The 14,878-nt window shown below is 59.3% G+C and carries 14 protein-coding genes; 6 read left to right on the top strand and 8 right to left on the bottom strand.

Annotated features, from left to right (window positions below; all coding sequences use genetic code 11):
* Positions 1-51 precede the first annotated feature (51 nt).
* The 4 genes from nagK (at position 52) to NWP14_RS07345 (ending at position 4,067) form a co-directional block, all read left to right on the top strand.
* Entirely contained in the window at positions 52-963 is a 912-nt protein-coding gene (gene nagK, locus NWP14_RS07360) for an N-acetylglucosamine kinase (RefSeq protein WP_331835518.1), read from the top strand.
* 14 nt (positions 964-977) lie between these two features.
* Positions 978-1,802 (top strand): Sir2 family NAD+-dependent deacetylase, encoded by an 825-nt coding sequence (gene cobB / locus NWP14_RS07355; RefSeq protein ID WP_331835517.1) that lies wholly within the window; start codon positions 978-980, stop codon positions 1,800-1,802.
* Positions 1,803-2,011: 209 nt separating this feature from the next.
* Positions 2,012-2,305 (top strand): hypothetical protein, encoded by a 294-nt coding sequence (locus NWP14_RS07350; protein WP_346431709.1) that lies wholly within the window; start codon positions 2,012-2,014, stop codon positions 2,303-2,305.
* Between the two features lie 106 nt (positions 2,306-2,411).
* Positions 2,412-4,067: a long-chain fatty acid--CoA ligase gene (locus NWP14_RS07345; protein ID WP_375215065.1), complete on the top strand. Its 1,656-nt coding sequence runs from the start codon at positions 2,412-2,414 to the stop codon at positions 4,065-4,067.
* Here the strand turns inward: NWP14_RS07345 and potD are convergent.
* The 4 genes from potD to potA all read right to left on the bottom strand — a co-directional run bounded on the left by potD (position 4,051) and on the right by potA (position 7,944).
* The gene (gene potD, locus NWP14_RS07340) at positions 4,051-5,097 is read right to left on the bottom strand and encodes a spermidine/putrescine ABC transporter substrate-binding protein PotD (RefSeq protein WP_375215064.1); all 1,047 of its coding nucleotides are present in this window, start codon (positions 5,095-5,097) and stop codon (positions 4,051-4,053) included. The genes NWP14_RS07345 and potD overlap by 17 nt on opposite strands.
* Positions 5,098-5,178: 81 nt before the next feature.
* The gene (gene potC, locus NWP14_RS07335) at positions 5,179-5,970 is read right to left on the bottom strand and encodes a spermidine/putrescine ABC transporter permease PotC (protein WP_346431706.1); all 792 of its coding nucleotides are present in this window, start codon (positions 5,968-5,970) and stop codon (positions 5,179-5,181) included.
* On the bottom strand, positions 5,967-6,824 hold the full coding sequence (gene potB, locus NWP14_RS07330; protein ID WP_095096476.1) for a spermidine/putrescine ABC transporter permease PotB: 858 nt from the start codon (positions 6,822-6,824) through the stop codon (positions 5,967-5,969). The genes potC and potB overlap by 4 nt, the downstream gene beginning before the upstream one ends.
* Positions 6,808-7,944, bottom strand: coding sequence for a spermidine/putrescine ABC transporter ATP-binding protein PotA (gene potA, locus NWP14_RS07325; protein ID WP_095096479.1), 1,137 nt, complete (start codon positions 7,942-7,944; stop codon positions 6,808-6,810). Before potA ends, potB begins: the two co-directional genes overlap by 17 nt.
* A gap of 256 nt (positions 7,945-8,200) precedes the next feature.
* On the opposite strand from potA, the gene pepT reads away from it, so the two are divergent.
* Positions 8,201-9,433 carry a peptidase T gene (gene pepT / locus NWP14_RS07320; RefSeq protein ID WP_095096482.1) on the top strand — a complete coding sequence of 411 codons (1,233 nt, stop codon included), beginning with the start codon at positions 8,201-8,203 and terminating at the stop codon, positions 9,431-9,433.
* Between the two features lie 87 nt (positions 9,434-9,520).
* Here the strand turns inward: pepT and NWP14_RS07315 are convergent, their stop codons facing one another.
* The 4 genes from NWP14_RS07315 to NWP14_RS07300 form a co-directional block, all read right to left on the bottom strand.
* Positions 9,521-10,642, bottom strand: coding sequence for a JmjC domain-containing protein (locus NWP14_RS07315; protein WP_375215063.1), 1,122 nt, complete (start codon positions 10,640-10,642; stop codon positions 9,521-9,523).
* A 141-nt stretch (positions 10,643-10,783) separates the two neighbouring features.
* The gene (gene phoQ / locus NWP14_RS07310; RefSeq protein WP_331835512.1) at positions 10,784-12,250 is read right to left on the bottom strand and encodes a two-component system sensor histidine kinase PhoQ; all 1,467 of its coding nucleotides are present in this window, start codon (positions 12,248-12,250) and stop codon (positions 10,784-10,786) included.
* On the bottom strand, positions 12,247-12,921 hold the full coding sequence (phoP, locus tag NWP14_RS07305) for a two-component system response regulator PhoP (protein ID WP_041145006.1): 675 nt from the start codon (positions 12,919-12,921) through the stop codon (positions 12,247-12,249). Before phoP ends, phoQ begins: the two co-directional genes overlap by 4 nt.
* Before the next feature lie 181 nt (positions 12,922-13,102).
* The gene (locus tag NWP14_RS07300; RefSeq protein WP_375215108.1) at positions 13,103-13,543 is read right to left on the bottom strand and encodes a winged helix-turn-helix transcriptional regulator; all 441 of its coding nucleotides are present in this window, start codon (positions 13,541-13,543) and stop codon (positions 13,103-13,105) included.
* Between the two features lie 116 nt (positions 13,544-13,659).
* On the opposite strand from NWP14_RS07300, the gene NWP14_RS07295 reads away from it, so the two are divergent.
* Positions 13,660-14,874 (top strand): MFS transporter, encoded by a 1,215-nt coding sequence (locus NWP14_RS07295; protein WP_375215062.1) that lies wholly within the window; start codon positions 13,660-13,662, stop codon positions 14,872-14,874.
* Positions 14,875-14,878: the final 4 nt, after the last annotated feature.

Below are 14,878 nucleotides of genomic sequence, written 5' to 3'. Positions count from 1 at the left end.
GCGCTTCATTTTGCAAGCTGAAGCGCAGGGTTAGAAAGAGGAATTGCTGAAATGTATTACGGATTTGACATTGGCGGCAGCAAGATTGCGTTAGGCGTATTTAACAAGGAGCGACGGCTGCAGTGGGAAAAGCGCGTCGCCACTCCGCAAGCGAGTTATGAGGATTTTCTCCAGGCGGTAGAAGCGCTGGTGCTTGAGGCGGACGCCCGCTTTGATTGCCAGGGTTCGGTAGGGATAGGTATCCCGGGAATGCCGGAAACCGCGGACGGCACGCTGTACGCCGCCAACGTGCCTGCCGCCAGCGGTAAACCGCTACGCGCCGACCTCAGCGCCCGGCTGGGGCGTGAAGTGCGTCTGGATAACGACGCCAACTGTTTTGCGCTCTCGGAGGCCTGGGACGATGAGTTTACCCGCTATCCGCTGGTGATGGGGCTGATCCTCGGCACCGGCGTAGGCGGTGGCCTGATCCTTAACGGCAAATCGATTACCGGACATAGCTATATCACCGGCGAATTTGGCCATATCCGCCTGCCGGTGGATGCGCTGGAGGTGGTCGGGCGCGATTTTCCGCTGACCCGCTGCGGCTGCGGCCAGCTGGGCTGCATCGAAAACTATCTTTCCGGCCGCGGCTTTGCCTGGCTGTACGAACACTTTTACCAACAATCCCTCACCTCACCAGAAATTGTCGCGCTGTGGCAGCAGGGCGATGAAAAAGCGCGCGCCCACGTCGAGCGTTATCTTGACCTGCTGGCGGTGTGTCTGGGTAATATTTTAACCATCGTCGATCCGGATCTGCTGGTAGTTGGCGGAGGATTGTCTAACTTTACTGCAATAAGCGAAGGGCTGGCGCAGCGCCTGCCGCGTCATTTACTTCCCGTTGCCCGGGTGCCTCGGATTGAGCGGGCGCGCCACGGCGATGCGGGAGGAATGCGCGGTGCGGCCTTCCTTCATTTGACTGATTAATCACAGAGGTAGCTATGTTGTCGCGCCGCTTACATCGATTGAGCCGTTTTCGCCGCAATAAACGTCGCTTGCGCGAGCGCCTGCGTCAGCGAATTTTCTTTAAAGAGGATAAGGTGGCTCCGGAAACGATGGATAAACCCAGGATAGTGGTGCTGACCGGCGCAGGCATTTCGGCTGAGTCGGGGATTAAAACCTTCCGCGCGGCCGACGGCCTGTGGGAAGAACATCGGGTGGAAGACGTGGCGACGCCGGAAGGCTTTGCCCGCGACCCGGCGCTGGTGCAGGCATTTTATAATGCCCGCCGTCGTCAGCTGCAGGGGCCGGATATCGCACCTAACGCGGCGCATCTGGCGCTGGCGCGGCTGGAAGAGGCGCTGGGCGATCGCTTTCTGCTGGTGACGCAGAACATCGACAACCTGCACGAGCGCGCCGGCAACCGCCGGGTGATCCATATGCACGGCGAGCTGCTGAAGGTGCGCTGCGCGTGGAGCGGGCAGGTGCTGGAGTGGACCGGGGACGTTACCGTGGACGACAAGTGCCACTGCTGTCAGTTCCCGGCGCCGCTGCGCCCGCACGTGGTCTGGTTTGGCGAGATGCCGCTGGGGATGGACGACATTTATAGCGCGCTGACGGATGCCGATGTTTTCATTGCCATCGGTACTTCCGGGCACGTCTATCCGGCGGCGGGTTTCGTTCACGAGGCCCGCCTGCAGGGGGCGCATACGGTTGAGCTCAACCTGGAGCCGAGCCAGGTGGGCAGCGAGTTTGCCGAAAAACGCTATGGCCTGGCAAGCCAGGTGGTGCCGGAGTTTATCGACCAGCTGTTAAAAGATCTCTGATCGATCGGCGCACCGGCAGGCCGCTGCGGGTGCGCATTTCAGGGCCGGAGGGCGTGACCGGGCCGCGCTCTGCGGCGTATTGCCGTCGGCGCTCCCGGCATTTTCGTCTGAAGTTGTGGAATTGATGCGATGATGTGACAGGGAAAGCGGTATTGCATGCTTTTTTATGACATCTTCCTACATTCTTGTAACGGAAAGGGAGTGTTAGCGTGCACCCGGAGTATTTTGACTACCTGATCCTCGGCGATGAACATCACGGCGAAGTCTACAGCGGGGTTAAAACCCACCGTCTTGCCGTTCGTTCGAAATACCCGCTGGCGAAACATGCCCGTTCCCCTGCCGAAGAGGCCTCAGGCTCCCAGCCGCGCATGGTGAATTACAACGTCCATGAATATCCGGCGCAGGACGGCCGCTTCTATATGGTGGCGACAAACTACCCGCTGAGCGATTTTGACGTGGAAGATGCGTTGATTAAATCGCGGGCGCATCCCGTGCGCGCCTGATCTGTGGCCGCGAAAAAGAACCCGGAAAATTTGCATATCCCATAAGGCGCCCGTACCGGCGCTTTTTTTTGCCCGAAAAGCGCGCCGACGCCGCGGAGAACCTGCCATGCACCCATCGATGATGTATCAGGATTTAACCACCGGAACGTTAATTAACCACGCGGCGCGCTATCATGCCGATAGCGAAATAGTCTCCGTGAGCACGAGCGGGGAGACGGAATACAGCAGCTGGGGAGCGGTGGCGGATAACGCGCGCCGTCTGGCATCCGCCGTCGAACGGCTGGGCATTCCCGCCGGCGCCCGCTGCGCAACCCTGGCGTGGAATAATCGCCGCCATCTGGAGATCTATTTTGCCATCGGATCGGCAGGCCGGGTTACCCATACCCTCAATCCGCGACTGTCGATTGAGCACCTGACTTTTATCATCAACGACGCCGCGGACCAGGTGCTGTTTTTTGACGCCACCTTCCTGCCGCTGCTGCGCCAGCTGCGGCCCCATCTGCCGACCGTTCGCTACTTTGTCCTGATGGAAGCCCGCAGCGAAGGCGCCCTCAGCGAGCTCGATTCGCTGCTGTTTTACGATGAGCTGCTGGCCTGCGGGGATCCCGGCTACGACTGGCCGGCGCTGAGCGAAACCACGCCCGCGTCGCTGTGCTACACCTCGGGCACCACCGGGAAACCCAAAGGAGTGCTCAATACCCATCGTTCGCTGGTGCTGCACGCGCTGAGCGGCAATCAGCCCGATGCCGCCGGTATCTCGGCCCGCGACTCCCTGCTGCCGGTGGTGCCGATGTTTCACGTCAACGCCTGGGGCACGCCCTTTATCGCCGCGATGGCCGGGGCGCGGCTGGTGCTGCCAGGGCCGCATCTGGACGGCGAGAGCCTGCTGCGGCTGCTGAGCGCCGAGCGGGTCAGCGTGGCCTTTGGCGTGCCGGTGATTTGGGCCGGACTGCTGGCGGCGCTGCGAAAATCGGACATCCGCTTGCCCTGCTTTAAACGCTCATTCGTCGGCGGTTCAGCGCTGCCTCCTTCGATGGCGGAGGCGTTTCGTCGCGACTACGGTATCGAGCTGATCCACGCCTGGGGGATGACCGAAACGTCGCCCATCGGCACCATCAATACGCCGCTGGCTAAACATCAGGCGCTGGCGGAGGAGCAGCGACAGCGGGTGGCCGAGGGGCAGGGAAGGACCATCTTCGGGATCGATCTGCGGGTGGTGGACGTCGACGGAGAGCCGCTGCCCAGCGATGGTGAAAGCCAGGGGTATCTGCAGGTACGCGGTCACTGGGTGGTGGCGAACTACTTTGGCCGCAGCGAAACGGCGCTCACCGACGACGGCTGGTTTGATACCGGCGATATCGGCACCGTCGATGAGAATGGCTATCTGATCATTCAGGATCGGGCTAAGGATATCATCAAGTCCGGCGGGGAGTGGATCTCAACGGTCGAGCTGGAAAATATTGCGCTTGCCCACCCGGCCATTCGCAGCGCGGCGGCGATTGCCGCCCGGCATCCGCGCTGGGATGAGCGTCCGGTGCTGCTGTGCGTCAGGGCGGAAGGGGCTGAAATCGAGGAGCAGGCGCTGCTGGCGTGGTACCAGCAGCGGGTGCCGAAATGGCAGGTACCGGACCGCGTCGTTTTCATTGACACCCTGCCGGTGAGCGCCACCGGCAAGGTTTTGAAGAATCAGCTGCGGGCCGAATTCGGCCAGATACTGATGGGCGAGGGGCGCGATCCCGGCGGGATTAACGACCGGCCTTGAGCTTTTGATAATACTCTTCGTACAGGGTGCTGGCGCTGCCGACATCGTTCTGCCATTCGCCCTGCTGGATGGTTTCCGCGTCCGGGTAGAGCGATTTATCGTTGGCAACGCTCGGGCTGAGCATCCGGCGCGCGGCGAGGTTCGGCGTCGGATAGCCGATGGTTTCGGCAACCTGTTTGGCTACTTCCGGACGCAGCAGGAAGTTAATCAGCTTCAGCGCGCCGTCGACGTTTTTGGCGTTGGACGGAATCGACAGGCTATCCATCCAGAAGATCCCGCCTTCTTTCGGCCACACCACCTCCAGCGGCGTCCCGGCCTGGCGAGCGACGAACGCCGAACCGTTCCATACCATACCGAGATTCACTTCACCTTCTATATAGGGGTTCGCCGGGTTATCCGAGTTGAACGCCGCGACGTTTGGCATCAGCTTTTTCAACTCGCTATACGCGGCGGCAATCTCTTTGGGATCGGTGGTGTTGCCGGAATAGCCCAGCTTACGCAGCGCAATCTGGAACACTTCCCGGGCATCGTCGGTCAACAGCAGGCTGCTTTTGTACTCAGGCTTCCACAGGTCGGCCCAGCTGGTCACGGTTTTAGGGTCGATGGCCTCGCTGTTGACGCCAATAGCCGTTGCGCCCCAGATGTACGGAATGGAGTAGTCGTTGTTCGGGTCGAACGGCTTATTCAGCATCTGCGGATCGAGGTTGCTGAAATTAGTCAGCTTGCTCTTATCGATCTTCTGCAGCATGCCCTCTTTGCGCATCTTATCGACGAAGTAGGTCGACGGCACCACCAGGTCGTAGGCGCCGTCTTTGTAGGTTTTGAGCTTGGCGTACATGGTTTCATTCGATTCGTAGGTCGAATAGATAACCTTGATCCCGGTCTCTTTGGTGAACTGTTCCAGCAGGCCCGGCGGTACGTATTCGGTCCAGTTATAGAAATAGAGCGTTTTGCTATCGTCCGCGTGCACGGCGCTCATCCCGACTGCCAGAGCACCCGCCGCGAGCAGGTGGCGTGACCATTTTTTCATTTAACGTCCCCTGGTTTAAGCCTGTTCCACAGGCTGTGGTAGTTGCCGGCCCGGGACGAGGGCCCGAACCGGCTGCAGTTATCAGGCCCGTTTGGGCGAGCTTTTGGTGCCGTCGCGGGCAATGAGCTGGCTGGCGATAACCATCACCAGCGACAGAATCAACAGGATGGTTGCCAGCGCGTTCACTTCCGGCGACACGCCCACCTTGACCATCGAGTAGATCTTCAGCGGCAATATTTCGTAGCCCGGTCCGGTGACGAACGATGACACCACGACGTCATCCATCGACAGCGTAAAGCTCAGCAGCCATCCCGCCGCCACCGCGGGCAGCGCCAGCGGCAGGATAATCTTACGCAAAATGGTTAACTCGCTGGCGCCGAGATCCTTCGCGGCTTCCAGCATCCGCACGTCGAAACCCTTGAGCCGCGAAAATACCGTGACCACCACGAAGGGCAGGCAGAAGGTAATATGCGAGAACAGCAGCGACCAGAAGCCCAGCTGGATGCCAATCAGCATAAACAGCACCAGCAGAGAAATCGCCATCACAATGTCCGGCGACATCATCACCACAAACAGCATTCCGCTGACGAACGGCTTACCGCGAAAGCGGTAGCGGTACAGCGCGACGGCGGTCAGCGAACCGATCAGGGTGGCAAAGGTCGCCGACAGCACCGCCATAGTGAGCGAATGCTGCGCGGCCTGCAGCAGGCTGTCGTTGTTCATCAGCAGGCTATACCAGCTGGTGGTAAACCCCTGCCAGCTAATGCCAAAACGCGAACTGTTAAACGAGTTAACGATCAGAATAATAATGGGAATGTAGAGATACGCGTAAATGGCGGCCATAAAGCCGCCGCGCAGCAGTCGACCGGTCATTCCAGATCCACCTTATTGTTGAGCAGTCTTGCCGCGCGCCAGTAAATCAGCAGCATCAGGCCCATCACGAGGGTTAACGTAATGCTGGTGGCCGCGCCAAACGGCCAGTCGCGAATATTGAGGAACTGGCTCTTAATGACGTTGCCGATCAGCAGGTTCTTCGCGCCGCCCATCAGGTCGGAGACGTAGAACAGCCCCATCGCCGGCAGCATCACCAGCAGGCAGCCGGCGATAATCCCCGGCATGGTCAGCGGAATAATAATGCGGATAAAGGTTTGCAGCCGGCTGGCGCCGAGGTCTTTCGCCGCTTCCAGCAGCGGGCGATCCAGCTTCTCAATGCTGGAGTAGAGCGGCATCACCATAAACGGCAGCAGAATGTAGACCAGGCCGATAATCACCGCCGACGGGGTGTACATGATGCGCAGAGGCGTTTCAATGACCCCCAGCCACAGCAGAAACTCGTTGAGGTAGCCTTTGGTGCTGAGGAAGATTTTCAGCCCGTAGATACGGATCAGCGAGTTGGTCCAGAACGGGACGATCAGCAGAAACAGCAGCAGCGGACGGACCTTCTCCGGCAGCCTGGCCAGAAACCAGGCAAAGGGGTAGCCGAGCAGCAGGCAGGCGAGCGTCGCCAGCAGCGCCATATTCAGCGAGTGCAGCAGCACGGCGTAGTAGAGCGGGTCCAGCAGGCGCGCATAGTTATCCAGCGTAAAGACCATTTTGACGAAGTTAGCGTCGTCGCGGGTCAAAAAGCTGGTGCCGATAATCATCAGGTTGGGCAGGAAAACAAACAGCACCAGCCAGCCGACGATGGTGGCAATCACCACATTTTGGAATTTACTGGTGTTCTTCATCAGCCAGTACAACCTCCCAGCTCTCTACCCAGTTAATGGCCATTTTCTGGTCAAGCGGGTGGTCAAAATCAGGATCGTCCTCGTTGAAGAATTCGCTGACCAGCACCATTTTGCCGTTTTCCAGTTCGACCACCGATTCCAGGGTCATGCCTTTGTAATTGCGTTCACGGATGTAACCGATCAGGCCATCGGCTTCGCTGGCGTCGTGGACCTCATCGACGCGCAGGTCCTCAGGGCGCAGCATGACGTTCAGCGACTGCCCCTTCTCAACGGCAAAATTAACGTAGATATTGCATTCGCGCCCTTCAACGCGGGCGCGGACGCGCTGCTCGTCGAGGCGCTCAATCACCGTCGCGTTAAAGATATTGATCTCGCCGATAAAGCTGGCAACGAACAGGTTCTTCGGCTCTTCGTAAATTTCGCGCGGGGTGCCGTCCTGCTCAATTTTGCCGTCGCGCATCACCACGATGCGATCGGACATCGTCAGCGCCTCTTCCTGATCGTGGGTGACGAAGACGAAGGTAATGCCGAGCTTGCGCTGGAGCGCTTTCAGCTCGTTCTGCATCTGCTTACGTAGCTTATAATCCAGCGCGGAGAGGGATTCATCGAGCAGCAGCAGGCGCGGCTTGTTGACCACCGCTCTGGCAATGGCCACGCGCTGCTGCTGGCCGCCGGAGAGCTGGTGCGGTTTGCGCTGGGCAAACTCTTCCAGCTGCACCATGCGCAGGGCATCGACGACGCGAGGCGCTATCTGCGCCGCCGGCGTTTTTTGCATCCGCAGGCCGAAGGCGACGTTTTCGAACACCGTCATATGCGGGAACAGGGCGTAGCTTTGAAAGACGGTATTGACGTGGCGGTTTTCCGCCGGAACGTGAGTGATGTCGTGGTCTTCGAGATGAATGTGTCCGCTATCGACATTTTCCAGCCCGGCAATAAGACGGAGAACGGTTGTTTTACCGCAGCCAGAAGGGCCAAGCAGAGTGAGAAACTCACCGTTATTGATGGTCAGATTCAGGTCGGAGATCACCGTTTTGCCATCAAAGCTTTTGCCAATTCCCGCCAGTTGAACCAGCGGCGAACGTGAACGCGGTTGTATATTCAATTTTTGACTCTGTCCCATGTAGACGCAGCGGAAGGCTTACCGATGCGGGGTTTGTGGTTAACCACCTTTGGGGCTGCACATAATTAATAAGGGCAAGCATTCTACGGCAAACGCTACCGATCGCCAATCCTTGTCGCCTGCAGATACCTTACCTTTACAACATTACGCGAGTTAATGTATTAAATTCCTGTTTGCCGGGCTAAAAATGACCTGACGCAATATTTGTCTTTTCTGGCTTATGAATAATGTTGTCACAAAAGATGAGGGTGGCCACATGGATAAATTGCTTGAGCGTTTTTTACAGTACGTTTCTTTAGATACGCAGTCGAAGGCTGGCGTGCGCCAGGTTCCGAGCACGGAAGGGCAGTGGAAGTTGTTGCGCCTGCTGCAGGCACAGCTGGAAGAAATGGGGCTGGTTAACGTGACGCTAAGTGAGAAAGGGACGGTAATGGGGACCCTGGCAGCGAACGTGGCGGGTGATATTCCCCCCATTGGCTTTATCTCCCACGTCGATACGGCTCCTGACTTCAGCGGTAAGCACGTCAACCCGCAAATAGTAGAAAACTACCGCGGCGGCGATATTGCGCTCGGCATCGGCGACGAGGTGCTCTCGCCGGTGATGTTCCCGGTGCTGCATCAGCTGCTGGGGCAAACGCTGATTACCACCGATGGTAAAACGCTGCTCGGCGCGGACGATAAGGCAGGTATTGCCGAGATCATGACCGCGCTGGCTACGCTGAAGGCAAAAAATATTGCCCACGGTGATATCCGCGTGGCGTTTACTCCGGACGAAGAGGTGGGGAAAGGGGCGAAGCACTTCGACGTTGCCGCCTTCGACGCGCGCTGGGCCTACACCGTTGACGGCGGCGGCGTGGGCGAGCTGGAGTTTGAAAACTTCAATGCCGCCTCGGTGACCATTAAGATCGTCGGCAATAACGTTCACCCCGGCACCGCCAAAGGCGTGATGGTCAACGCCCTGTCGCTGGCGGCAAGAATTCATGCCGAAGTCCCGGCCGATGAGGCGCCGGAAACCACCGAAGGCTATGAAGGCTTTTACCATCTGTCGAATATCAAAGGCACCGTCGATCGCGCCGAGATGCACTACATTATTCGCGATTTTGACCGCAAGCAGTTTGAAGCCCGCAAGCGCAGGATGATGGAGATCGCCAAAAAGGTCGGCAAAGGGCTGCATCCGGACTGCTATATCGAGCTGGTGATTGAAGACAGCTACTACAATATGCATGAAAAAGTGATGGCGCATCCGCATGTCGTGGAGATCGCCCGCCAGGCGATGGTCGATTGCCACATCGAACCGGAAATGAAGCCCATTCGCGGCGGCACCGACGGGGCGCAGCTCTCTTTTATGGGATTACCCTGCCCGAACCTGTTTACCGGCGGCTACAACTACCACGGCAAGCATGAGTTTGTGACGCTGGAAGGGATGGAGAAGGCGGTACAGGTTATCGTGCGGATAGCCGAGCTGACGGCGAAGCGGGGCGCGCGATAGCGCCTTGCTGAACCGGGCTACCGGCAACGCGCAGGGAGCCCGTAGTCCGGCCAGGGCGCTGGGCGCCGCAGGCCGGGGAATGGTGCCTTAGTCTTCGAAGAACCAGTAGCCGCTGTTGACCAGCGCCGCCAGCATCGCGAGGAAGGACGGATCTTCCAGCGCATCGCCGAAGTGCGCCGCGTTGAGCGCCAGGTGCTTAGCCAGCGCGTCCAGCGCCGGACGATGCGGAGAGTTAATCTGCTCGCCGTTGACGAACACTTCGCCGTCAATGCGCACCACGCGCAGCCCACCGAGCCTCACCAGCTTATCGCCCTGCTGCAGCGCGTCGTAAATTTCATCCGGCTGATAGGGCGGCTCCGCAGGGGCCACGTCCAGCTCGTGACGGGACTGGGTAATAAACTCGCCAAACCACTGTTTGAAATGCTCTGGCTGATTAATCAGGCCCAGCATCATATCGCGCAGGCGATCCAGCTCGACCGGTAAAATATCCGCCGGATGGTCGCGCGACGGCACGTCGGGATCGGCATAGCGCTGGCTGCCGAGCTCGCGCTGCAGGATATAGTCGGCGAAACCGCTGAACAGCTCGCGGGCGTTCGGCGCGCGGTAGCCCACGGAATAGTTAAGCGAGTTTTCCAGCGAATAGCCTTCGTGCGGGAATCCTGGCGGAATATAGAGGATATCGCCGGGCTCCATCTCTTCATCGATAATCGCTTCGAACGGGTCAACCTGCAGCAGATCCGGATGCGGGCAGTGCTGTTTCATCGGCACCTTGTCGCCCACGCGCCAGCGGCGGCGGCCGGTTCCCTGAATAATAAACACGTCGTACTGATCGAGATGCGGGCCTACGCCGCCGCCGGGAACGGAGAAGGAGATCATCAGATCGTCGATGCGCCAGTCCGGCAGGGCGCGGAAGGGGTGCATCAGCGCCGCAGTCGGCTCGTGCCAGTTGTTGACCGCCTGCACCAGCAGCGACCAGTTGTTCTCGCTCAGGTGATCGTAGCTTTCGAACGGGCCGTGGCTGACCTGCCATTTTCCGTCCTGATGGCTGACCAGGCGGCTATCGACTTCGTTTTCCATCGCCAGCCCGGCCAGCTCATCCGGGCTAATGGGATCGACGAAATTGGCAAAGCCCCGCTTTAATACCACCGGGCGTTTTTGCCAGTAGCGTTCGATAAAGTCAGGCCAGTTAAGCGTTAATTGATAATCCATTTTTATATTCCACAGCAGGTGTCTGTTTGGGATTATACACGCCATCCCTCAAACTGCCTCTTTGTTGGCAGCGTTTGTTCGTCGGGTCACAGAGATCCGCGACGCCCGCGGGACGCAGGCGTCACTGGGAGAGAAAGGCGGTTAGCCTTCGGTCTCGTCGGGCAGCTGGCGGCCGAAAACCACCTCCATACAGGCGCCGCCGAGCAGGCTGTCGCCGGTAAGAATATCGCCGTCATACTGCTCGACAATATCGCGGGCGACGGCGAGGCCTACGCCCTGGCCGGGACGCAGCGTATCGGCGCGCTGTCCGCGATCGAACACCACGCTCCGCTGGCTGTGCGGGATCCCCGGGCCGTCGTCTTCGACCAGAATATGCAGGTAGTTATCGTTCGCCTGGCGGACGGAGACTTCAACAAACTCCAGGCAGTATTTACAGGCGTTATCCAGCACGTTGCCCATCACCTCCATAAAGTCGTTCTGTTCGCCGACAAAGCTAATTTCGGGAGAGATATCGAGGGTGATGTTGACCCCTTTGCGCTGATAGACCTTATTCAGCGCTGAGGTGAGGCTATCGAGCAGCGGGGCAATGGGATGCAGCTCGCGGCTGAGCAGGGTTCCGCCGCTGCGCATGCTGGCGCGATGCAGGTAGTAGCCAATCTGCTGCGAGATGCGGCTGATCTGTTCCAGCATCACCGGCTCCGCCGCGTTGACGTCAATCTTTTCGCTACGCAGCGAGCGCAGGGTGCTTTGCATGACCGCCAGCGGCGTTTTCAGGCTGTGGGTCAGATCGGTCAGCGTCGTGCGGTATTTATCGTAGCGCTCGCGCTCGCTTTTCAGCAGGCGGTTCAGGTTGCTGACCAGCCGCGTCAGCTCCCGGGTGGTATTCGGGTTGAGCATTTCGCGATGGTGCTCTTCCAGCTCGCGGACCTCTTTCGCCAGCGATTCGATGGGCCGCAGGCTCCACCATGCGGCGACCCACAGCAGCGGAATCACCAGCAGCAGGTTGGCGACCAGCACGTAGATAAACCAGCTCCACACCATATAGGAGCGTTTGAGCTCCACCGGGATGGTGTCGACCACCACGATGCTCAGCTGCGGCATCTTGTCGGTTGCCGGATAGATATTGATGGCCACCGAGTGGGTCATCTCGGAACCATCGTCCTGCTGGCGCAATGCGTCCAGCTCCTCCTGCACTTCGTGGTTATTGCGCAGCAGCATGCTGGTGCTGTCGACGTCGGATTCAATTTCGTGAAAGCCGTTGCTTTTCAGCCATTCCGGCTGAATGCGTTTTGTCAGCCAAGGTACGTCGTGCTGGGTCCACAGCAGCTTGCCGCTGGCGTCGTAGATCAGCGTGACCGTCGGGCTCTGCATATTGAGGTTTTCGGGGATATCAACGTCAATACGGTTGTTCTCCCACTTCGCCAGCATATAGAACAAATTACTTTCGCCGCGCAGCAGGCGGAAGGTGGTTTTGTCGAAGCTGACGCTATAGCCGACCAGCGCGACCATGCCGTAGGCCAGCGAGAGCACCAGCACCACGGCAGCCGTCGCCAGCAGAAAGCGGACGCGCAGGGAAAGCGGCAAAATATGCCGTAGCGGACCTTTCATCCGCGCAGTTCAAATAAATAGCCCTGGCCGCGCACCGTGGTAATCACGTCGTGCGGATGCTGGGCCTGGATTTTTTTGCGCAGACGGCCCATCAGCACGTCGATGGTGTGGCTTTCGCGCAGCTCGGCGTCAGGATAGAGCTGCAGCATCAGCGAATCTTTGCTGACCACTTTGCCGCGGTTGCGGATCAGCGTTTCCATAATGGTGTACTCAAACGCCGTCAGCTTAATCGGCTGCTCGTTGACCGACAGCTCGCGCCGCGACAGGTCGACCTGGAAAGGCGGCAGGGAAATAACCTGTGACGCCAGGCCGCTGTTGCGGCGCAGCAGGGCCTGCATGCGGGCGGCGACCTCTTCGATATGGAAGGGTTTGGTGACGTAGTCGTCCGCCCCGGCGCTCAGCACCTCGACCTTATCCTGCCAGCCTTCGCGGGCGGTGAGCACCAGTACCGGCACCGACACCTCGTGGCTGCGCCAGCGGCGGATCAGCGACAGGCCGTCTTCATCCGGCAGGCCGAGGTCGACAATCGCGATATCCGGCACGTGTTCGCCGAGATAGTAATCGGCTTCTTTTGCATCTTCCGCCGCATCGACCTGGTGGCCTAACTCCTGGAGCTGAACTTTCAGGTGATGGCGCAGTAAAGCGTTATCTTCAACCACGAGTACGCGCATGCCGGTTCTCCATATTCATTATTTGATTTGAATAGTTTAGCGCTAATTATACACGTTGAATATAAACGGCTGTTAAATAACGAATTTCAATTGATTTTTCGCGAGTTTTCCCGCTGAGCCGCCATTTTTGTACCAGGTCATTGATAAGCTGGCGGAATATTGAAACGCGCGGCGCCGGCCGTTATCCGTCCGACTGCACTTTGCGGACTTCGGTCGCCGAAGGCGCCAGCGGGGTGCCGTCTTCGGCAGCCGGCGCCATTGGCGGAACCGCCTGCCGCGTGCGCTTATCGATCAGGACGGAATGAGGCTCGCCGCTGGCGAAAAGATAGTGCTCTCCCCACTGACGCAGCGCGACCACCAGGGGAAACAGGCTTTCTCCTTTTGCGGTCAGGACGTACTCCTGATACGCGGTGCCATCCGAGGCGGCCTGGGTCCTGAGAATACCGGCATCAACCAGCTTATGCAGGCGGTCAGAGAGAATATTGCGCGCCATTCCCAGGCTGCGCTGAAAGTCGCTAAACCGACTCATGCCATCAAAGGCGTCGCGCACGATCAGCAGCGACCAGCGATCGCCGATAATATCCACGCTGCGGGCGACGGGACAGGTTTCGTTTTTCATCATTTTACGCGGCACGATGCGCGCTCCTCGGCGTCATGTAATCTGGTTGCATTTTAAAACTACATGTTCTAGCCTTCAAATGGTTTTATTTTGAAACCAGATTGCTGAGGCAGAGAATCATGAAGGCATCTATTGCATCCCTGGCACCCACCGACCCGGCGGCGGCTATGCCCACCGGCCTGGTATGGCTGTTCGCTATCGCCAGCGGCCTGAGCGTAGCAAACGTCTATTACGCCCAGCCGCTGCTCGATGCCCTGGCGCGGGAGTTTGCGATCAGCGACGCCGCCGTCGGAGGCGTGGTAACGGCGACCCAGATTGGCTGCGCGCTGGCTCTGCTTCTGCTGGTGCCGCTTGGCGATCGGCTAAATCGCCGGCGGCTGATGGGCGCGCAGCTGATCCTGCTAATCGCCGCGCTGATTGCGGTCAGCGCGGCATCTTCTGCGCTTATGCTGCTGGGCAGCATGCTGGCGGTGGGCCTGCTGGGCACCGCGATGACGCAGGGCCTGATCGCCTATGCCGCCAGCGCGGCCAGGCCGCACGAGCAGGGGCGGGTGGTCGGAGCCGCGCAGAGCGGCGTATTTATCGGGCTGCTGCTGGCTCGGGTATTCTCCGGCGGCATTAGCGATCTCTTCGGCTGGCGCGGGGTTTATCTGTTCGCCGCGCTGCTGATGCTGGGTATTGCCCTTCCGCTTTGGCGACGGCTGCCGGCGCTGGCGGCGGCAAAGAGTACGCTGAGCTATCCCCAGCTGCTGGCATCGATGCTGACTCTGCTGCGTCAGGAGAAAATACTGCAGGTTCGCGGCGTGCTGGCGCTGCTGATGTTCGCCGCCTTCAATATTTTCTGGTCCGCGCTGGTGCTGCCGCTGAGCGCGCCGCCCTACGGCTTTTCCCATACCGCGATCGGCGCTTTGGGGCTGGCGGGGGTTATCGGGGCGCTGGCCGCCGGGCATGCCGGAAAGTGGGCCGACAGGGGCTACGGGCAGCGTACCAGCGCCGCGGCGCTGGTGATCCTGCTGCTCGCCTGGTGGCCGCTATCGCTGATGGCGTGGTCGCCGGTAGCGCTGCTTATCGGGATCGTGCTGCTGGATCTGGGGGGCCAGGCGCTGCATGTGACTAACCAGAGTATGATTTTTCGTACCCGACCCGAAGCCCACGGCCGGCTGGTGGGTCTCTATATGCTGTTTTATGCGGTTGGCAGCGGCCTGGGGGCCGCCGGTACGACGGCGGTTTACGCCGTCGCCGGATGGCAAGGAGTGTGCATGCTGGGGGCCGCCGTCAGCCTGCTGGCGCTCATTTTCTGGTTTGCGACCCGCCGCGTGGCGTCTGGCAAATAAAATC

Source organism: Klebsiella sp. C349492, assembly GCF_042055345.1.
In the GTDB taxonomy this organism is placed as follows: Bacteria; Pseudomonadota; Gammaproteobacteria; order Enterobacterales; family Enterobacteriaceae; genus Klebsiella; species Klebsiella scottii.
The sequence above is the reverse complement of the archived record's forward strand: the minus strand, read 5'-3'. Positions and strand labels throughout refer to the sequence as shown.